A 20,139-nucleotide genomic window follows, 5' to 3' on the forward strand; every position below is an offset into this window, starting at 1 on the left:
CATCACACCTTCGCCAGCAACGTGGCCTGTGCCGAATGCGGCGTGTCGTCGCCGGGGGTCAATTTGAGGTAGCTGCCGTCGGCCTGCAGTTCCCAGGCATTGCAGTTGTCGTCCAGGTAGTTCTGCAGGCCCTCCTTGAACACGCGCGCGGCGAGGTCCTTGTCGAGGATCGGGAAGCAGGTTTCCACGCGATGCAGCAGGTTGCGTTCCAGCCAGTCGGCGCTGGCGCAGTACAGCTCCGGCGCGCCATCGTTGCCGAACCAGTAGAGCCGGCTGTGTTCGAGGAAGCGTCCGACGATGGAGCGCACGCGGATGTTGTCGGAGATGCCGGGGACACCCGGCCGCAGCGCACAGGCGCCGCGCACGATCAGGTCGATCCGCACGCCGACCTGCGACGCCGCGTACAGCGCCCGGATGATGCGCGGTTCGTTGATGGCGTTGATCTTGGCGATGATGCGCGCCGGCTTGCCGGCCCTGGCGAGCTTGGCCTCGCGCTCAATCTTCTTGATCAGGCCCGGGTGCAGGGTGAAGGGCGATTGCAGCAGGCGCTTGAGCTTGGTCGTGGGCGCCAGGCCGGACAACTGCTGGAAGAGCAGGTGCACGTCGTTGCCGATGTCCTGGTCGGCGGTGATCAGGCCGATGTCGGTGTACGCGCGCGCGGTGCCGCTGTGGTAGTTGCCGGTGCCCAGGTGCACGTAGCGGCGCAGCTTGCGGCCCTCGCGCCGCACGATCAGCAGCATCTTGGCGTGCGTCTTGTAGCCGACGACGCCGTACACGACCTGCGCGCCGGCTTCCTGCAAGCGGTCGGCGACGCCGAGGTTGGCGTCCTCGTCGAAGCGCGCACGCAGTTCCACCACCACGGTCACGTCCTTGCCGTTGCGCGCGGCCTGCACCAGCGCTTCGACGATGGCCGAATCCTTGCCGGTGCGGTACAGCGTCTGCTTGATCGCCAGCACGTCGGGATCCACCGCTGCCTGCTTGATGAGTTCCAGCACGGCGGCGAACGAGTCGAAGGGGTGGTGCAGCAACACGTCGTCGTCGGCCACCTTCTCGAAGATCGCCTCGCTGTCGCGTAGCGTGCGCGGGGTGAAGGCGGGGTATTTCAGTTCGGGGCGCTGCACCAGGTCGTAGACCTGGATGACGCGGTTGAGGTTGACCGGGCCGTTGATCGGGTACACCGCGTTGTCGGGCAGCGCGAAGTTCTGCAGCAGCTGGCGCACGATGGGCTTGGGGCAGTCGTGCGCGATCTCCAGCCGCACCGCGGGACGGTAGCCGCGGCCGACGAGTTCGTCGCGCAACGCCAGTGCCAGGTTCTCCACTTCCTCCTCATCGACCACCACTTCGGAGTTGCGGGTCACGCGGAACTGGTAGGAACCCTTCACTTCCATTCCCGGGAACAGTTCGTCCACGAACACCGACAGCACCGACGACAGCAGCACGAAGTCGTTCTCGCCACCGGACACGCGCTGCGGCAGGTGGATGATGCGCGGTAGCGAGCGCGGCGCGCGCACGATGGCCAGGTGCCCGGCGCGGCCGAACGCGTCCTTGCCCTTCAACACCACCACGATGTTGAGCGACTTGTTGAGGATCTTCGGGAACGGGTGCGCCGGATCCAGGCCGAGCGGCGACAGCACCGGCATGATCTCGTTGCGGAAGTAGGCGCGCAGCCAGCGCGTCTGCCGCGCGTTCCAGCTGTCCCGGCCGAACACGCGCACGCCGGCCTCGGCCAGGCCGGGGCGCAGCACGTCGTTCCAGCACTTGTACTGCGCGTCGACCAGTTCGGCGGCGCGATCGTGGATCTTGTTGAGCACGGTGGCCGGACTCATGCCGTCCGCGCCGGGCGGCAGGCCGAAATCGAGCGCATGCCGCACTGTGGCGGCGCGGATCTCGAAGAACTCGTCGAGGTTGGTGCAGGAGATGCAGAGGAAGCGCAGGCGCTCCAGCAGCGGCACCGAGGGATCCTGCGCCTGCGCCAGCACGCGGAAGTTGAAGTCCAGCTGGGACAGCTCGCGGTTGAGGTAGAGCGCCGGGTCGCGCAGGGCGTCTTCGCCGGTGGCAGTGGCGGGCGTCGTGTCCAGGGCGGCGTTCATGCGTGCTGGCTGTCCGTAGTGAGGAGGGCGGGAGCGTCGAGGCGCGGTTCGACGCGATCGGCACCGAAATGGATGGAGAACACGCTGCCCTGGCCGACCTCGCTTTCGATCTCGAGGCGCGCCTGGTGCAGGTTCAGCACGTGCTTGACGATCGACAGGCCCAGGCCGGTGCCACCGCTCTCGCGCGAGCGGCTGGTGGAGACGCGGTAGAAGCGTTCGGTGATGCGCGGCAGGTGAGCGGTCGGGATGCCGTAGCCGGTGTCGCGCACGCTGAGCACGGCGCCGTCGCCCTCGCGCGCGAAGCGCACCGTGATCGTGCCGCCGGCCGGGGTGTAGCGCACGGCGTTGCTGACCAGGTTGGAGAACGCGCTGTGCAGTTCCTTGTTGGAGCCGGACAGATCCACGTTGGCCTCGTCCTGGATCACGACCGTGTGGCGGCGCTGGCTCAGCGCTTCGGCTTCGCGCCGCAGCGTGGCCAGCATCGGCGCCATGGCCACGTTCTCGTCGGGCAGGCTGTCCTGCGCTTCCAGCCGCGACAGCGTCAGCAGGTCTTCCACCAGTTGGGTCATGCGCTGCGACTGCTTCTGCATCTCCGACAGCATGGGTGCCCAGTCCGGGTATTCGGTGGGCTCCAGCATGTCCAGGTATCCGTGCACGACGGTCAGCGGCGTGCGCAGTTCGTGCGAGACGTTGGCGACGAAGTCGCGACGCATCTGCTCCAGCCGCAGCAGCTTGCTGACGTCGCGCGCGACCAGCAGCCAGTACTCGTCGGAGTAGGGGATCAGCCGCAGGTTGAGGCGCAGGTGGGGATCCACCGGCGAGGCGGCATCCAGCATCGGTTCGGCATTGCGCCCGCCGGCCAGCCAGTGCGACATCGGCAGCGGCTGCAGGCGGTCGCCGACCGGGGCGCCGATGTCGGCAGGGTACTGCAGGCCCAGCAGGGTGCCGGCGGCCTTGTTGAACCACTGCACGCGCTGGCTGTTGCGTTCCACCACCACCACGCCGTCAGGCAGCGCGGCGGCGGCGGCGCGGTAGGCGCGCAGCATGTCGAGCAGGCGGCGCTTGCGCGTGCGCATCTCGGCCTGGCCGCGGAACAGCAGGCGGTCGAGCTCGTTCCAGACGCCACGGCCCCGGGCCGGTTCCATGCGCTGGCGGGCGGTCAGGCGCAGCAGGACCTTGCGCAGCCGCCAGTAGTGCCATGCGACCACGCCGAGCGCGGCGACGGTGACGACCGGCCAGACGTGGCCCAGCAACAGCCCGGCCACGACCGCCAGCGCGAGGATCAGCGCCAGCTGGCCGAGCGTCTTGAACCACGCGGAGCGGATGTCGTGGGGCATGGACCGATTGTAGGCAGATGTGTGTGACAGCAGGGATGGGGAAGGGGGGCGACTGGTTTTCCGTCATCCCGGCGCACGCCAGGATCCAGGGTGAGTTGTGTCGTTCGTCGCTTCGGCGCTGGGCAGGCGACGTCAAGATCAGGATGAATCCCGGCGTGCGCCGGGATGATGGACGAGGACGCTGCGCGCGTCCGATTCCCGGACCCGATTCCTGCAACGACTTCACATGGCGGCCGAGAAGCGATAGCCCGAGCCGCGCACGGTCTGCACCATGTTTTCCAGGGCGTGCGGCTCGAGCGTCTTGCGCAGGCGGCGGATATGCACGTCGACGGTCCGTTCCTCCACGTAGACGCTGCCGCCCCAGACGTGGTCGAGCAGTTGCGTGCGCGAATAGACGCGCTCCGGGTGCGTCATGAAGAAGTGGAGCAGGCGGTATTCGGTGGGGCCGATGGCGACCGGGGTGTCGCCGGCGAACACGCGGTGCGCGGCCCCGTCGATGCGCAGGTTGCCGACGGCGACGCTGCCGTCTTCGTCATCGTCGCGCGAGCGGCGCATGACCGCACGGATGCGCGCCAGCAGTTCGCGCGCGGAGAACGGCTTGACCACGTAGTCGTCGACGCCGGCCTCCAGCCCGCCGACCCGGTCGTTCTCCTCGCCACGGGCGGTGAGCATGATGATCGGCACGTCGCGGGTCATGGCGTCCTTGCGCCAGCGACGGGCCAGTTCCAGGCCGCTGGTGCCGGGCAGCATCCAGTCGAGGAGGATCAGGTCCGGCACGCGGTCGGCGATGGCGTTCTGGGCTTCACGGGCATCGCCGGCGTGGATCGGCTCGTAGTCGCCCTTGCGCAGGGCGAAGGCCACCATGTCGCGGATGGCGGGTTCATCGTCGACGATCAGGATGTGCTTCTGCACGCAGGGTCCGGGGAGGGGAGGAGGGACCGCGCCAGTAGACGACAATTTTGTGACGTTTACATGACATGCCGCAGGACTGTCATGCAGGCCGCCCGATGGCCGGTCAGCGGCGTTCCATATCGGGGTCGCGCACGCCCTGGCGCCGGAGTTCCAGTACCTCGGGCGTGATGCTGGCGATCCGGGCATCCACCCGGGCGCGGGCATAGAAATCCAGGTCGCCCTGCTTCTTGAGATTCTGCAGCTGGATCAGCGCCTGCTCCGGCCGGCCGTTCAGGTAGGCGGCCTCCGCATAGGCTTCGCCGGCGCGGGCGGTGTCGCCGGCCAGTTCGTTGGCCCGGGCGAACTGCTGCTGGAACACCGGGTCGTCGCCGGCGCGGGCCATCAACGGCCGCAGGACCGCCTGCGCGCGCTGGCCGGCCTCGCGGCCTCCCTGCTCGTTCAGCACCTTGGCGTAGGTCAGGGCGACCGGACGGTTCTGCGGGTAGCGCTGCAGCAGCGCATCGAAGCGGCGGTTGGCCGCCGCCGCGTTGCCCGTGCGCGATTCCGCCTCGCCCAGCGACAGTGCCACCCACAAATTGTCCGGGTTCTCATCGGCCAGTCGCTGCAGTTCGGTCAATGAGGTTCGGATATCCCCGCCTTGCAGGTGAGCCACCGCCAGGCCGTAGCGCTGCGGTCCGGTCAACGGTTTGCCGGCCTGGCGGCGCAGGGTCTCGTACTCGCGCACGGCAGCGGAGGGCGTGCTGGCACTGAGGGCGCGCAGCCGTTCGCGCGCCCAGTCGAACTGTCCGGAGTCGCCCTGCCGGAACACCTGCGAGGGCAGGGTGACCGGGATGGGCAGCAGGGGATTGTCGCTGCGGGTTTCCGGCAGGGTGATGGCGTTGCGGTCGAAGCGTTCCACCCGCTCGCCGCCGGGCACGCTGGTGACGGCGGTGACCTGGCTGCCGCGCATCTGGTCGGCGCGCTGGCGTGCTTCGCTGATGCGGGTGGTGGTGACGGGGTGGGTCTGCAGGTAGTCCGGGACCGATTCGCGTCCGCTGCCGCGGGCGACGCGGGTGGCCTGCTGCAGCTTGGCGAAGAAGCCGGCCATTGCATCGATGTCGTAGCCGGCGCGGGACAGGGTGCGGATGCCGACGCGGTCGGCTTCGGATTCGTTGGAGCGGGTGTAGTCGATCTGGCGCTGCTGCATCAGCCCCATCGCCGAGGCGATGGCCGCCTGCGAGGCGTCGCCGCTGGAACTGCCGCCCGCCGCCTGCGCCAGCACGATGGCGCCCAGCATGCCGAGCAGGATCGGGATCTGGTCGCGCTGCGCGCGCTCCACGCCGCGCAGGACGTGCTGCTGGGTGACGTGGGCGATTTCATGCGAAAGCACGGCAGCCACTTCGTCCTCGCGGTCGGCGGTCAGCACCAGGCCGGCATTCATGCCGATGTAGCCGCCGAGCGTGGCGAAGGCGTTGATCTGCCGGTCGCGCATCATGAAGAAGGTGTAAGGCTGCTGCGGATTGTCGCTGTCCGCGCCGAGCCGGCCGCCGACCCCCTGCAGCCAGTCGGTGACCAGCGGATCCTCCAGCAGGTAGCCGTAGTTGCGCAGTTCGCGCAGCATCATCCCGCCGTACTGCGCCTGCCGCGCCGGCGTCAGCAACTCACCGGCAGAAGAGCCGATGTCGGGCAGGCGGCTTTCCTGCGAGGACGCCAGCGGCGTCGCGAGGACCAGGGTCAGGACGGTGGCAAGCAGCAAGGGACGCAAACGTGGCTCCGTGGCGGATAATGGGCGTCTCGATCAGGATGACCGGTCGTCGATCCAGGCGAGTGAATACGTGGTTAACCGGACGGGTTCCGGTTCGCACTGTTCCACTGCGTTCACTGGAGGACGGCCCGACCTGCCCGATATTGGCTGGGACCTGTTTCCCTCCCTTTCGTTCCGGAGACCTCCCTTGAGCGACACCCCGCAGGGCGCCACGCCCGAAATCACCCTCTACAGCACCGCCATCTGTCCCTATTGCGTGGCGGCCAAGAATTTCCTCAAGAGCAAGGGCCAGACCTGGACCGAGGTGCGGATCGACCTGGACCCGGCGGAGCGCGAGAAGATGATCGCCAAGGCCAATCGCACCAGCGTGCCGCAGATCTTCGTGGGCGATGTGCACGTGGGTGGCTATGACGACATGATCGCCCTGCATCGCGCCGGCAAGCTGGAGCCGCTGCTGGCAGGAGGTGCCACATGAGCGCCGCCGACGACAGCCAGGACCGGGTGAAGGCGTTCACCGAGTTCCGCCAGCGCATGAACAAGCGCATCCTGGACGAGCCCAACCAGGTTGTCCGACGCTTCTTCGCGCTGGACACGCAGACCTACCAGGCCGGCGCGCTGGACGTGAAGACCAAGGAGCTGCTGGGCCTGGTCGCCTCGATGGTGCTGCGCTGCGACGACTGCATCAGCTACCACGTCGCCCAGTGCAAGGAGGCCGGCGTGACGCGGAAAGAGTTCTTCGAAACCTTCTCGGTCGGCCTGGTGGTCGGCGGCTCCATCGTCATCCCGCACCTTCGCCGCGCGGTGGATTTCCTCGATCAGTTGGAAGGCGGACAGGCCGACGCGCCGGCCGCGCACGACCACGCCTGACTGCGCGCCGGGAGCCCCCGGAGACGGGCTCAGACCATGGTCGATTAGGGGACTTGCCGGCCGTTCGGGCATAATTGGCGGACAAATCTTCCCTTTCGCGCCCGTCGCGGCCTCGCCCGGCGCGTGCCCCTGTTCGGAAACCCCACTCAATGACCCAGACGATTACGGTCATCCGCGGCGACGGTATTGGCCCGGAGATCATGGACGCCACCCTGTACGTGCTGGACGCGCTCAAGGTCGGCCTGACCTACGAAGACGCCGACGCCGGCCTGGTGGCGCTGGAGAAGCACGGCGACCTGCTGCCGCAGGCCACGCTGGATTCGATCCGCAGGAACGGCGTGGCGCTGAAGAGCCCGCTGACCACGCCGGTGGGCGAGGGCTTCAGCTCGATCAACGTCGCGCTGCGCCGCCACTTCGACCTGTACGCCAACGTGCGTCCGGCCAAGTCGTTCCCGAACACCAAGTCGCGCTTCGCCGATGGCGTGGATCTGATCACCGTGCGCGAGAACACCGAAGGCGCCTACATCGGTGAAGGCCAGTCGATTTCGGAAGACGGCGAAACCGCACTGCTGACGCAGAAGATCACCCGCAAGGGCTCCGAGCGCATCGTGCGCTACGCCTACGACCTGGCCCGCAAGACCGGCCGCAAGAAGGTCACCATCGTCCACAAGGCGAACATCCTGAAGACCACCTCGGGCCTGTTCCTGAAGGTGGCACGCGAAGTGGCCGCGCAGTATCCCGAGATCCAGACCAACGAGATGATCGTGGACAACACCTGCATGCAGCTGGTGATGCGTCCGGAGCAGTTCGACATCATCGTCACCACCAACCTGTTCGGCGACATCATTTCCGACCTGTGCGCCGGTCTGGTCGGTGGCCTGGGCCTGGCCCCGGGCGCCAACATCGGTGCCGACGCGGCGATCTTCGAAGCCGTGCATGGCTCGGCGCCCGACATCGCCGGCAAGGGCATCGCCAATCCGTGCGCGCTGCTGCTGGGCGCGGCACAGATGCTCGACCACCTGGGCCAGCCGGAGAAGGCCGAGCGCCTGCGTGCGGCGATCATCGCCACGCTGGAAGCGAAGGATTCGCTGACCCCGGACCTCGGCGGCGAGGGCAGCACGATGTCGTTCGCGAAGGCGATCGCCAGCCGCGTCTGATCGCGGTATCTGCGCATCTCCGCGCCAACATGCGCGGAGATGCGGTTTGGCCACCGGGATTCCCTGGGGTATCCTCGGTCCCATGTTCCTCATGACGCATGCCGTCGCGCCCGATGGGATCGCTGGCGGTCATTGACTGGACCATCGTCGCCACCTATCTGGTCGCGACATTGCTGGTAGGCGCCTGGGTGTCCCGCTCCGCGGGGCGCTCGCTCGAGTCGTACTTCGTCGCGGACCGTTCCCTGCCCTGGTGGTGGCTGGGAACCTCGATGGCGGCGACGACCTTCGCCGCCGATACGCCGTTGGTCGTGGCAGGGCTCGTCGCCAAGCATGGCGTGGCGGGCAACTGGCTGTGGTGGTCGTGGGCGATCTCGCATGTGTCGGTAGCGGTGGTGTTCGCCGCGCTGTGGCGCCGCTCGCGCGTCCTGACCGATGCCGAACTGATCGAACTGCGCTACACCGGACGGTCCGGTGCCTGGCTGCGCGGCTTCAAGGCCGCTTTCTTCGCCATCCTCATCAACGCCATCATCCTGGGTTGGGTGGTGCGGGCGATGGTGAAGATCGCCGCGCCGTTCGTGGACTGGCAGGCGTTGCTGGGTGCGGGCGCGGTGGAAACCTTCGCGGCGGTGTGGCCGGCGGCGCTGCTGGTCGGTACGCCGAACGACACCATCACGGTGCTCGTGCTGTTCGGTGTGATCGGGGCGTATTCCAGCCTGGGGGGCATCCGCGGCGTGATCCTCACCGACCTGGTGCAGTTCGTCATGGCCCTCGCAGGCGGGGCGCTGTTCGCGTGGTTCGCCATCGAGCATGTCGGCGGCATGCAGGGATTGCGGGAAGGACTGGCGCAGCACTACGACGCGGAGGCCCTGCTGTCGTTCGTACCGGCACAGGATGCCGCCTGGCTGCCGGTGCACGTGTTCCTGATCTACATCGCCGTCCAGTGGTGGGCGCAGTACTACAGCGACGGCAGCGGCTATCTGGCGCAGCGGGTGTTCGCTGCGCGCGACGAGCGGCACGCCGTCGGGGGTGCGCTGTGGTTCGTCGTGTTGAATTACGCCGTGCGAACCTGGCCCTGGGTGCTGGTGGCGCTGGTCGCACTGCTGGTGTTTCCACTGGGCACGGCGGGCGAGGGGGCCGCCGCGGTGGTCGCGGCGGATCGTGAAATGGCGTACCCCGTCCTGATGGCGCAGTTGCTGCCGGCCGGCGCGCTGGGCCTGCTGTTCGCCTCGCTGCTGGCGGCCTTCATGAGCACGGTGGACACGCATCTCAACTGGGGTGCGAGTTACCTCACCCACGACCTCTACCGGCGCTTCGTGGATCCCGGCGCGAGCCAGGCGCGGCTGGTCTGGATCAGCCGGCTGTCGGTCATGCTGCTTACCGCGATGGGCGTCGTGGTGGCCTCCCGGATCGACAGCATCGAACAGGCGTGGCGCTTCTTCATCGCGCTGGGCGCCGGGCTGGGGCTGCCGTCGATGCTGCGCTGGTTCTGGTGGCGCGCCAATGCGTGGACCGAGATCGCCGGCATCGTCGCGGCGGTGACCTCGGCGATGGTCCTGTACCCGCTGTTTCCCGATGCGCGCCCGGAGCATCTGCTGGTGGCGATCGTGGCCATCGCGACGACGTCGGCGCTGGTGGCGACCTTTCTCACGCCACCGGTGCCCCGCGACCATCTGGCGGCGTTCACGCGACGGGTTCGCCCTCCCGGCTGGTGGAAGGACCTGCCGGGTGCGGCGCCCAAGACGGCCCTGGGGTGGCTGGGCGCCGCCTGGCTGGCGGGAAACGCGGGCGTGTTCGCGCTCATGTTCGGGATCGGCTACCTGCTGCTCGGACCTCGCGCGAAGGGCGCCGTGCTGGCGCTAAGCGGCCTTTTCCTGCTCTGGGCGACGCTGCGTGCCAGCAAGCGCTTCCGCCTGGCGAGCGGACTGCGTGACGCATGAGCCGTTCCGGCGCAGCGTCCCGTTTTTGTTTGCGTATGTCCCACCCATGAGGTTGGATGCGAGTGAAAGGGCACGCACAATCCGCGGCCCACGCAGAAGGCCACGTTCATGTCCGTTCGCCCCAGCGCCGTCGCGCTGACGCCGCTCCTGCTGTTCCTGGCGCTGTTCTTCGGCGCGGGCCTCTATTTCACCGCGCAGGGCGAGGCCATGGGGTTCTACCAGTTGCGTGCCCCCGTCGCGATCCTGCCGGCGCTGGCGCTCGGCGTCTGGCTGGCCCGCCGGCGCGGTCTGCCGGCCCAGCAGACCCTGTTGCGCGGCATGGGCGACAGCAACGTGATGCTGATGTGCCTGATCTTCCTGCTGGCCGGTGCATTCGCCACGGTCTCCAAGGCGATCGGCGCGGTGGATGCGGTGGTGGCGCTGGGGCTGGGGGCGCTGCCCGCCAGCCTGATCCTGCCAGGCCTCTTCCTGGTGTCGGCGTTCGTCTCGCTCTCCATCGGCACCTCGATGGGTACCGTCGCCGCCGTCGTGCCGATCGCGCTGGGCGTGGCCGATGCCGCGGGCCTGGATCGCGTGCTGGTGGTGGGGGCGGTGCTGGGAGGCGCGATGTTCGGCGACAACCTGTCGATCATTTCCGACACCACCATCGCGGCCACCCGCAGCCAGGGCGCGGAGATGCGGGACAAGTTCCGCGAGAACTTCAAGATCGCGATGCCCGCGGGCATCGCGACGATCGTCCTGCTCGGCGTGCTGGGCGATGCGGCGCCGGTCGTCGCGCCGGATGCGGCATCGCCGTGGCTGGTGCTGCCCTATCTGGTGGTGCTCGGCCTGGCGTTGGCCGGCCTGGACGTGGTGCTGGTGCTGGGCATCGGCCTGGTGGTGTCCGGCGTGTTCGGCTTGGTGCTGGCGCAGGACTACGACGTGGTGTCCTTCGCCGGGGACATCTACCTGGGCTTCGAAAGCATGGTGGAAATCACCTTGTTGTCGATCCTGATCGGCGGGCTTGCGGCGCTGATCAAGGCGGCCGGCGGGCTGGACTGGCTGGCGCAGGTGATCGCGACGTTCGCCCGCGGCCGTACCGGTCGCCGTTCGGGCGAGATCAGTATCGCCGCGCTCGCGGCGGGTTCCGATGCGCTGACGGCGAACAACACCGTCGCCATCCTGGTCACCGGCAGCCTGGCCAGGGACATCGCGCAGCGCCACGGCATCAGCCCGCGACGCGCGGCCAGCGTGCTCGACATCTTCGCCTGCGTCGTCCAGGGCGTGCTGCCCTACGGTGCGCAGATCCTGTTGGCGGCGTCGCTGGCGGCCGTGTCGCCGCTGGCGCTGGCGGGCAGCGTGCAGTACTGCTGGCTGCTGGCCGTGTCGGCGCTGGCGTTCATGCTGTGGCCGTCGCGACGGAAAGTGCCGGCGGCGGAATGAAAACGGGGCGCCTGGGCGCCCCGTTTCCTCCGGGCCTGAAGACGGGAAGCGTCAGTCGCGCGACTGCAGCTTGGCCAGCAGGCGCAGGAATTCCAGGTACAGCCACACCAGCGTGACCATCAGGCCGAAACCCGCGTACCACTCCATGTACTTCGGTGCGCCGGCTTCCACGCCCGACTCGATGAAGTCGAAATCGAGCACCAGGTTCAGCGCCGCGATCACGATGACGAACAGGCTGAAACCGATGCCGATCAGGCCGGATTCGTGGATCAGCGGCACGTCTTTGCCGAACATGCGCAGCACCATCGACAGCAGGTAGACCAGCGCGATGCCGCCGGTGGCAGCCACCACGCCCAGCTTGAAGTTTTCCGTCGCCTTGATCAGACCGCTGCGGTAGGCCATCAGCAGCGCGAACAGCGTACCGAAGGTCAGCATCACCGCCTGGGTGACGATGCCTTCGTACATGTGGTTGTAGAGCGCGGAGATCGCACCCAGGAACAGTCCCTCGACCAGCGCGTAGAGCGGTGCGGTGACCGGCGCCCATTCCTTCTTGAAGATCGTCATCAGGGCCAGCACGAAGCCGCCGATCAGGCCGCCCCACAGATAGCCCATGCCGGTCGCACCCTCGGCCGTCACCTCGACCTGCGACCAGGCGAACGCACCGGTCAGCACCGCGAGCAGCAGCAGGATGCCGGTCTTGTTGACCGTGCCGTTGAGTGTCATCGCTTCGCCGTCGCGCGAGACGACCGACCCGCTGCCGAGGTCGAGGAAGGTGGATTCCTTCAATGCCGGATTGCCGCTGCGTACCATGGTTCCCTCATGTGGTTGCCGGACGTCTGTCCCCAGTGGCTGAGCATATCGCAAGCCATGGTCCATCACGTTTCGTTTGACAGCAGGGCCGCGGGTTCCGACAATACGCGGCCTCGTTGGCGTCCAGACGCCACGCCGGGACCCTCGTCGGGGTATAGCGCAGTCTGGTAGCGCATCTGGTTTGGGACCAGAGGGTCGGGGGTTCGAATCCCTCTACCCCGACCAGCAAGATGCACGGCCCACGTGTTCCGGCACGACGGGAATGCGACAATCCGGACCGGGCGCCCGTAGCTCAACCGGATAGAGCACCGGCCTTCTAAGCCGGCGGTTACAGGTTCGAGTCCTGTCGGGCGCGCCAACACCGGTGCGGTCCGGGAGGATGCAGGTTTCAGTGGTGGCTGTAGCTCAGCTGGTTAGAGTACTGGATTGTGATTCCAGATGTCGGGGGTTCGAGTCCCCTCAGCCACCCCACTGATTCAAGGGCACCCGCGGTGCGGGGGTTCACAGAAAAAAGCGATGCGGTTACACTACGCGTCTGATGTTTCGGGGCCGTTAGCTCAGTTGGTAGAGCAGTTGACTCTTAATCAATAGGTCCAAGGTTCGAATCCTTGACGGCCCACCAAACCCGAGACGCCCGGCCGAAAGCCGGGCGTTTTTTTATTGCCGGCCGCGCCGCGTCGGCCGCTACAATGCGACGCGCACTGCGAAAGTGGCGGAATTGGTAGACGCACTGGATTTAGGTTCCAGCGGGTAACCCCCGTGAGGGTTCGAGTCCCTCCTTTCGCACCACGCTCCGACGGCAGGGCGCCGATATCGCCGCGGCAGGGCCGCATGGCCCGGGCCGGGGATCGGCGGGTCGAAGCGAGCCCGCCGCCATGAACCGTCCGCCCCGCTGGCAGCCCGCCCCGGAATCGGCGAAACTATCAAGTTCCGCCGGGAGGGCTTCATGCCTGCGTCCCAGGCGTCCCCGGATTATCAACATCGCCCCGGCCCAGCCGTGGCCGCAGGAGTCAGTGAGTATGCAAGTTTCGGTCGAATCGGTCGGCAACCTCGAGCGCCGCATGAGCTTCAGCCTGCCGGCGGAGCGTCTGGACACCCACATCGGCGGCCGCCTGCGCGAGCTGTCGCGCACCGCGCGCATCAAGGGCTTCCGCCCGGGCAAGGTGCCGGCCAAGGTCATCGAGCAGCGCTTCGGCGAGCAGGTGCGTGCCGAAGCCCTCGACGGCCTGCTGCGCGAGACCTTCAACAACGCCGTGCGCGACCAGGAACTGCAGCTGGCCGGCAACCCGCGGATCGAGAAGCAGGGCGAGGGCGAACTGGATTTCGTCGCCACGTTCGAAGTGGTGCCGGACTTCGGCGACGTCGACGTCGCCAAGCTCAATGTGGTGCGCAATACCGCCGAGGTCAGCGACGCCGACATCGACCAGATGATCGACAACCTGCGCATGCAGCGCCGCACCTTCCAGGTCGTCGAGCGTGGCGCGAAGGAAGGCGACCGTGTGTCGCTGGAAACCTGGTCGCAGGCGGGCGATGAGCGCATGCCGGCCGAAGGTTCCGAGAAGGGTGCCACCCTGATCGGTTCGGGCGTGATGTTCGGCGAGATCGAGCAGGCGCTGATCGGCCTGGCGAAGGGCGACGAGAAGACCGTGTCGGTGACGTTCCCGGCCGACTGGCGCGTGCCGCAGCTGGCGGGCCGCCAGGTCGACGTGCACGTCAAGGTCACGGACGTCGCCGAGTCGGTGCTGCCCGAGGTCGATCGCGAGTTCATCCGCAGCTTCGGCGTGAAGAGCGGCGATGCCGAACAGTTCCGCTCGGACATCCGCAGCAACCTCGAGCGCGAACTGAAGGGCGCGCTGATGACCCGCCTGCGCCGTGAAGTCGGCGAGCAGCTGATCGCAGCCTACGCCCACGTCGAGATGCCGCCGCGCCTGGTCGAAAACGAGGCCCGCGTGATGGTCCAGCAGGCCGCCGAACAGGCCCGTCGCCAGGGCCAAAACGTGCAGATCCCGGACAATGCCCACGAAGGTTTCCTGGATGCCGCCCGCAAGCGCGTCCTGGTCGGCCTGCTGGTGGGCGAAGTGGCCCGCCGCAACCAGCTCCGCCTGGACCCGAAGCGCCTGAACGAGACGCTGCGCCTGATCGCCTCGACCTACGAAGAGCCGGAGCAGGTCATTGAGTTGTACCGCAACGATCCCCAATTGATGAACAGTCTGCAGGGTCGTGTGATGGAAGAGCAGGTGATCGACTGGATCGCCGAGCGCGCCCAGCACACCGAGCAGGCGCTTTCCTTTCAGGAAGCCATCCGCAACTGATCCGGGCGCCCCGCCCGGGCAGAAGGTCCGGCTATCCTAGGCCGGACCCTCCCTTGAACGACAGGCGCGAGAACCGATGAGCATTCAAACCCAAGCCCTCAACCTGGTGCCGATGGTGGTCGAACAGACCAGCCGCGGCGAGCGCGCCTACGACATCTATTCCCGCCTGCTCAAGGAGCGCGTGATCTTCCTGGTGGGCGGCGTGGACGACCACGTGGCGAACGTCATCGTGGCGCAGATGCTCTTCCTGGAAGCCGAGAATCCCGAGAAGGACATCAGCCTGTACATCAACTCGCCCGGTGGCGTGGTGACGGCCGGCATGGCCATCTACGACACCATGCAGTACATCAAGCCGGACGTCAGCACGATCTGTGTCGGCCAGGCGGCCAGCATGGGCGCGCTGCTGCTGGCGGCGGGCGCGAAGGGCAAGCGCTACGCGCTGCCCAATTCGCGCGTGATGATCCACCAGCCGCTGGGCGGCTTCCAGGGCCAGGCGACAGACATCGATATCCACGCCCGCGAGATCCTGACGCTGCGTGCGAAGCTGAACGCCATCCTGTCCCACCACACGGGCCAGTCGCTGGAAACCATCGAGCGGGACACCGAGCGCGACAACTTCAAGAGCGCGGCGGACTCGCAGGCCTACGGCCTGGTCGACCAGGTGCTCGAGCGCCGTCCGGAAGATTCCATCCAGTCGGCCTGACCGCCGGATTGCGGGTTTTCTGGCTCAAATCCCCCTGTTCACGGACCCGGCTGACAAGCCGGGACCGTGTGCTATTCTCCGACCGCAAGCCCCTCCGGGCAGGTTGAGCGACCGAGTAATACCAGCATGAGCGAAGATCGTCAGGGCCGTTCCGGCGACAGCACCAAAATCCTGTACTGCTCGTTCTGCGGCAAGAGCCAGCACGAGGTCCGCAAGCTGATCGCGGGCCCCAGCGTGTTCATCTGCGATGAGTGCGTGGAGCTGTGCAACGACATCATCCGCGAAGAGCTCGAGGAGAAGGCGCAGTCCGCCCGCAGCCACCTGCCCAAGCCGCGCGAGATCCTCGAGGTCCTGGACCAGTACGTGATCGGCCAGAACCGCGCCAAGCGCACGCTGGCCGTTGCGGTCTACAACCACTACAAGCGCATCGAGAGCCGCAGCAAGAACGATGAGGTCGAACTGGCCAAGTCGAACATCCTGCTTGCCGGCCCGACCGGCTCGGGCAAGACGCTGCTGGCCGAGACGCTGGCGCGCCTGCTCAACGTTCCGTTCACCATCGCCGATGCCACCACGCTGACCGAAGCCGGCTACGTGGGCGAGGACGTCGAGAACATCATCCAGAAGCTGCTGCAGAAGTGCGATTACGACGTCGACAAGGCGCAGCAGGGCATCGTCTACATCGACGAGATCGACAAGATCTCGCGCAAGAGCGAAAACCCGTCGATCACCCGCGACGTGTCCGGCGAAGGCGTGCAGCAAGCGCTGCTGAAGCTGATCGAGGGCACCGTCGCCAGCGTCCCGCCGCAGGGTGGCCGCAAGCACCCGCAGCAGGAATTCCTGCAGGTCGATACCAAGAACATCCTGTTCATCTGCGGCGGTGCGTTCGCCGGCCTGGACAAGATCATCCAGCAGCGCAGTACCGAGGCTGGTGGCATCGGTTTCGGTGCCAAGGTGAAGAGCTCCGAAAAGAAGTCGGAAGTCGGCAAGGTCCTGTCCGAGGTCGAGCCGGAAGATCTGATCAAGTTCGGCCTGATCCCCGAATTCGTCGGCCGCCTGCCGGTGGTCGCCACGCTGGAAGAGCTTGACGAGGCCGCACTGGTCAAGATCCTCACCGAGCCGAAGAACGCGATCACCAAGCAGTTCAAGAAGCTGTTCGAGATGGAAGGGGTGGAGATCGAGTTCCGTCCCGATGCGCTGTCGGCGATCGCCCGCAAGGCGCTGAAGCGCAAGACCGGCGCGCGCGGCCTGCGCACCATCGTCGAATCGGTCCTGCTGGACACGATGTACGAGTTGCCGTCGCTGGAGAACGTCAGCAAGGTGGTCGTGGACGAGTCGGTGATCGAGCACAAGTCCGAGCCCTACCTGATCTACCAGAATCCGCCCGCCCCGAAGGTCGCTTCGGCGGAGTGATCCGGCCCGCATGTTTCCATTGACAGGCGCCCTTGCGGCGCCTGTTCAGTTTTTGGCGGCGATTCGCAAGTCGCGGGTTCCATTGGGGTTTTGGCGACGCTCTTGCATCCCTACGGCGATGGCCCCATAACGGGCCCATTGGTGCTTGCGCACCCCTGCATTCCGCACTTGCTGGAGCCCCCATGCCCCGCCGTCCCCAGACTGAAATCCTCGACCTGCCGGTCCTGCCGCTACGCGACGTGGTGGTCTTCCCGCACATGGTCATCCCGCTGTTCGTCGGCCGCGACAAGTCCATGCGCGCGCTGGAGCAGGCGATGGAGGCCGACAAGCGCATCATCCTGCTCGCCCAGAAATCCGCGGAAACGGACGATCCCGCCGCTGCCGACCTGTATGCGGTCGGCACCCTCGCACAGGTCCTGCAACTGCTGAAGCTGCCGGATGGCACCATCAAAGTGCTGGTCGAGGGCACGGCGCGCGTGAACGTGTCGAATGTCGTCGAACGCGACGGCTCGCTGTACGGACAGGGCGAAGAGATCGACTCCACCGATGCGCGGGAGCCGCGCGAGATCGAGGCCGTGGCGCGCTCGCTCGTGGGCCTGTTCGAACAGTACGTCAAGACCAACCGCAAGCTGCCGCCGGAACTGCTGCAGACCCTGGCCGGCATCGACGAGCCGAGCCGGCTTGCCGATACGATCGCCGCGCACCTGGGTGTGCGCCTGAGCGACAAGCAGCGGCTGCTGGAAACCATCGAGGTCGGCGAGCGGCTGGAGCTGCTGGTCGGCTTCGTCGATGGCGAGATCGACGTGCAGCAGCTGGAAAAGCGCATCCGCGGACGCGTGAAGTCGCAGATGGAGAAGAGCCAGCGCGAGTACTACCTCAACGAGCAGATGAAGGCCATCCAGAAGGAGCTGGGCGAACTCGACGAGGCGCCCAACGAACTGGAGGAACTGGCGCGCAAGATCGCCGACGCCGGCATGCCGAAGCCCGTGGAAACGAAAGCGCGCAACGAGCTCAACAAGCTGAAGCAGATGTCGCCGATGTCGGCCGAGGCGGCCGTGGTCCGCAACTATCTCGATTGGCTGCTCGGCGTGCCCTGGAACAAGCGCACCAAGGTGCGCAAGGATCTCAAGGTCGCGCAGGACACGCTGGACGCGGATCACTATGGTCTGGAGAAGGTCAAGGAACGCATCCTCGAATACCTCGCCGTCCAGTCGCGCGTGAAGAAGCTGCGCGGCCCGATCCTGTGCCTCGTCGGACCGCCGGGCGTGGGCAAGACCTCGCTGGGCCAGAGCATCGCCAAGGCGACCAACCGCAAGTTCGTACGCATGTCGCTGGGTGGCGTGCGCGACGAGGCGGAGATCCGCGGACATCGCCGGACCTACGTTGGCTCCATGCCGGGCCGCATCGTGCAGAACCTCAACAAGACCGGCAGCAAGAATCCGCTGTTCGTGCTGGACGAGATCGACAAGATGTCGATGGACTTCCGCGGCGACCCGTCGTCCGCGCTGCTCGAGGTGCTGGATCCGGAGCAGAACAACGCCTTCAACGATCACTACCTCGAAGTCGACCTGGACCTGTCCGAAGTGATGTTCGTCGCGACGTCGAACTCGCTGAACATCCCTGGCCCGTTGCTGGACCGCATGGAGGTCATCCGCATCCCCGGCTACACCGAGGACGAGAAGGTCAACATCGCGCAGCGCTACCTCGTGCCGAAGCAGCTGAAGGCCAATGGACTGAAGGCAGACGAGCTGAAGATCGCCGAGAGCGCGATCCGCGATCTTGTCCGCTACTACACGCGCGAATCCGGCGTGCGCAATCTCGAGCGTGAAGTCGCCAAGATCTGCCGCAAGGTGGTCAAGGAGATCGCGCTGGCAGGTCCCAAGCCGGTCAAGAAGAAGGCGACCGCCATGCAGGTCAGCTCGAAGAACCTGGAGAAGTACGCAGGCGTGCGTCGCTTCGACTTCGGCCGTGCCGAAGAGCAGAACGAGATCGGTCTCGTCACCGGACTGGCGTGGACCGAAGTGGGTGGCGACCTGCTGCAGATCGAGGTCGCGCTGGTGCCCGGCAAGGGCGGCATGCTGCTGACCGGTCAGCTCGGCGATGTGATGAAGGAGTCGGGTTCCGCGGCGATGTCCGTGGTGCGCGCTCGCGCGGCCAGCCTGGGCGTGGATGCGGAGTTCCTGCAGAAGCACGACGTGCACCTGCATGTGCCTGATGGCGCGACGCCGAAGGATGGTCCGAGCGCGGGTATCGCGATGGTCACCGCCCTGGTGTCCGCACTGACCAGGAACCCCGTGCGGGCGGACGTGGCGATGACGGGCGAGATCACGCTGCGGGGTCGCGTCACCGCCATCGGAGGCCTCAAGGAAAAGCTGTTGGCGGCGCTGCGTGGCGGCATCACCACCGTCATCATCCCCGACGAGAACAAGAAGGACCTGGCCGACATCCCCGCCAATGTCACCGATGGCATCCGGATCGTGCCGGTGAAGTGGATCGACGAGGTGCTCGATCTCGCGCTGGAGAAGCCGCTGACGCCAGTGCCGGTCACAGGCGGCGACGGTGGCGAGCGCGTGGTGCCGGCCACCAAGAAGGAGCGCGGCAAGGGGCCGCAGCAGCCCGGTGTGAAGCATTGAATGAGATGACGAATATCGCGTGTCATTGCCCGGAAACCCGCGTCACTGTTGGGTTTTCGGCTTGCGCGGCATTTTTCGCACTGGTATAACGGCGTCACCCGCATGCACGAAGCTACGCTTCGTAGCGCGTGGACATCACGGCCGGTTCCGTCTGGCGAGCGAAGTCAGAGGTTCCGGCCACTCATTCCGCGGTTGTGCCGCACAGGGAGTCACTCAATGAACAAAACCGAATTGATCGATGCCGTCGCCGACGAAGCTGAAGTGTCCAAGGCCGAAGCCGGCCGCGCCGTCGACGCCGTCATCTCCAGCATCACCAAGGCCCTCAAGAAGGGCGACAGCGTGACGCTGGTCGGCTTCGGTACCTTCCAGGTCCGCAAGCGCGCCGCGCGCACGGGCCGCAACCCGAAGACCGGCGACACCATCAAGATCAAGGCGTCCAAGAATCCCGCGTTCAAGGCTGGCAAAGCCCTGAAGGATGCCGTAAACTAATCGACTCGCTGCCGATGGCAGGGTGCGATCACCCTGGGTGCTTAGCTCAGCGGTAGAGCGTCTCCCTTACACGGAGAGGGTCGGGGGTTCGAAACCCTCAGCACCCACCACATCGGGGCGGTGCAGGTTTAAAAATTTGTGGGATGGTCTAGCGGAAAGCGCTGAAATCGTCTTACAATGTTCGTCTCAGCGCGGAGTGGTAGTTCAGTCGGTTAGAATGCTGGCCTGTCACGCCGGAGGTCGCGGGTTCGAGTCCCGTCCACTCCGCCATTTACACCCAGAAAGCCCGCGAAAGCGGGCTTTCTGCTGTGTGCGC

General features: G+C 66.6%; 15 protein-coding genes and 7 tRNA genes. 17 read left to right on the forward strand and 5 right to left on the reverse strand.

The features are described from left to right. Positions 1-2: 2 nt before the first annotated feature. From ppk1 to CSC78_RS02620, 4 genes are all read right to left on the reverse strand, one after another. A complete protein-coding gene (ppk1, locus tag CSC78_RS02605; RefSeq protein ID WP_162336353.1) occupies positions 3-2,090 on the reverse strand; it encodes a polyphosphate kinase 1 in 2,088 nt (695 codons plus the stop codon). Further along, entirely contained in the window at positions 2,087-3,427 is a 1,341-nt protein-coding gene (gene phoR / locus CSC78_RS02610) for a phosphate regulon sensor histidine kinase PhoR (protein WP_162336354.1), read from the reverse strand. The genes ppk1 and phoR overlap by 4 nt, the downstream gene beginning before the upstream one ends. Before the next feature lie 222 nt (positions 3,428-3,649). Continuing rightward, complete coding sequence (gene phoB, locus CSC78_RS02615) at positions 3,650-4,339, reverse strand: phosphate regulon transcriptional regulator PhoB (protein WP_162336355.1); 690 nt, start codon at positions 4,337-4,339, stop codon at positions 3,650-3,652. Between the two features lie 103 nt (positions 4,340-4,442). Further along, a complete protein-coding gene (locus CSC78_RS02620; protein WP_162336356.1) occupies positions 4,443-6,083 on the reverse strand; it encodes a M48 family metalloprotease in 1,641 nt (546 codons plus the stop codon). A 187-nt stretch (positions 6,084-6,270) separates the two neighbouring features. Between CSC78_RS02620 and grxC the strand changes: the two genes are divergently transcribed. From grxC to CSC78_RS02645, 5 genes are all read left to right on the forward strand, one after another. After that, positions 6,271-6,558, forward strand: a complete 288-nt coding sequence (gene grxC, locus CSC78_RS02625) for a glutaredoxin 3 (protein WP_162336357.1) — start codon at positions 6,271-6,273, stop codon at positions 6,556-6,558. Beyond that, positions 6,555-6,950 (forward strand): carboxymuconolactone decarboxylase family protein, encoded by a 396-nt coding sequence (locus CSC78_RS02630; protein WP_162336358.1) that lies wholly within the window; start codon positions 6,555-6,557, stop codon positions 6,948-6,950. Before grxC ends, CSC78_RS02630 begins: the two co-directional genes overlap by 4 nt. Before the next feature lie 149 nt (positions 6,951-7,099). Beyond that, positions 7,100-8,107 (forward strand): isocitrate dehydrogenase, encoded by a 1,008-nt coding sequence (locus tag CSC78_RS02635; RefSeq protein ID WP_162336359.1) that lies wholly within the window; start codon positions 7,100-7,102, stop codon positions 8,105-8,107. A 98-nt stretch (positions 8,108-8,205) separates the two neighbouring features. Continuing rightward, positions 8,206-10,044: a sodium:solute symporter family protein gene (locus CSC78_RS02640; protein WP_162336360.1), complete on the forward strand. Its 1,839-nt coding sequence runs from the start codon at positions 8,206-8,208 to the stop codon at positions 10,042-10,044. A 108-nt stretch (positions 10,045-10,152) separates the two neighbouring features. Further along, the gene (locus CSC78_RS02645; RefSeq protein ID WP_162336361.1) at positions 10,153-11,466 is read left to right on the forward strand and encodes a Na+/H+ antiporter NhaC family protein; all 1,314 of its coding nucleotides are present in this window, start codon (positions 10,153-10,155) and stop codon (positions 11,464-11,466) included. 51 nt (positions 11,467-11,517) lie between these two features. Here the strand turns inward: CSC78_RS02645 and CSC78_RS02650 are convergent, their stop codons facing one another. Further along, positions 11,518-12,276 (reverse strand): Bax inhibitor-1/YccA family protein, encoded by a 759-nt coding sequence (locus CSC78_RS02650; protein WP_162336362.1) that lies wholly within the window; start codon positions 12,274-12,276, stop codon positions 11,518-11,520. Between the two features lie 148 nt (positions 12,277-12,424). Between CSC78_RS02650 and CSC78_RS02655 the strand changes: the two genes are divergently transcribed. The 12 genes from CSC78_RS02655 to CSC78_RS02710 all read left to right on the forward strand — a co-directional run bounded on the left by CSC78_RS02655 (position 12,425) and on the right by CSC78_RS02710 (position 20,093). Then, a tRNA-Pro gene (locus CSC78_RS02655) sits at positions 12,425-12,501 on the forward strand. Positions 12,502-12,557: 56 nt separating this feature from the next. Continuing rightward, positions 12,558-12,634: transfer RNA gene (locus CSC78_RS02660), tRNA-Arg, on the forward strand. A 36-nt stretch (positions 12,635-12,670) separates the two neighbouring features. Then, positions 12,671-12,747: transfer RNA gene (locus CSC78_RS02665), tRNA-His, on the forward strand. Between the two features lie 75 nt (positions 12,748-12,822). Next, positions 12,823-12,898 (forward strand) — tRNA-Lys (locus CSC78_RS02670). Positions 12,899-12,979: 81 nt separating this feature from the next. Beyond that, positions 12,980-13,065 (forward strand) — tRNA-Leu (locus CSC78_RS02675). Between the two features lie 230 nt (positions 13,066-13,295). Further along, entirely contained in the window at positions 13,296-14,588 is a 1,293-nt protein-coding gene (tig, locus tag CSC78_RS02680; protein WP_162336363.1) for a trigger factor, read from the forward strand. Between the two features lie 76 nt (positions 14,589-14,664). Then, on the forward strand, positions 14,665-15,291 hold the full coding sequence (clpP, locus tag CSC78_RS02685; RefSeq protein WP_162336364.1) for an ATP-dependent Clp endopeptidase proteolytic subunit ClpP: 627 nt from the start codon (positions 14,665-14,667) through the stop codon (positions 15,289-15,291). A 126-nt stretch (positions 15,292-15,417) separates the two neighbouring features. Continuing rightward, positions 15,418-16,701: an ATP-dependent Clp protease ATP-binding subunit ClpX gene (clpX, locus tag CSC78_RS02690; protein WP_162336365.1), complete on the forward strand. Its 1,284-nt coding sequence runs from the start codon at positions 15,418-15,420 to the stop codon at positions 16,699-16,701. A 182-nt stretch (positions 16,702-16,883) separates the two neighbouring features. Continuing rightward, positions 16,884-19,334: an endopeptidase La gene (lon, locus tag CSC78_RS02695; protein WP_162336366.1), complete on the forward strand. Its 2,451-nt coding sequence runs from the start codon at positions 16,884-16,886 to the stop codon at positions 19,332-19,334. A gap of 102 nt (positions 19,335-19,436) precedes the next feature. Then, entirely contained in the window at positions 19,437-19,823 is a 387-nt protein-coding gene (locus CSC78_RS02700; protein ID WP_162336480.1) for an HU family DNA-binding protein, read from the forward strand. A 35-nt stretch (positions 19,824-19,858) separates the two neighbouring features. After that, positions 19,859-19,933 (forward strand) — tRNA-Val (locus tag CSC78_RS02705). An 83-nt stretch (positions 19,934-20,016) separates the two neighbouring features. Next, positions 20,017-20,093: transfer RNA gene (locus CSC78_RS02710), tRNA-Asp, on the forward strand. The last annotated feature ends 46 nt before the right edge of the window (positions 20,094-20,139 follow it).

Source organism: Pseudoxanthomonas japonensis (assembly GCF_010093445.1).
Classification (GTDB): domain Bacteria; phylum Pseudomonadota; class Gammaproteobacteria; order Xanthomonadales; family Xanthomonadaceae; genus Pseudoxanthomonas_A; species Pseudoxanthomonas_A japonensis.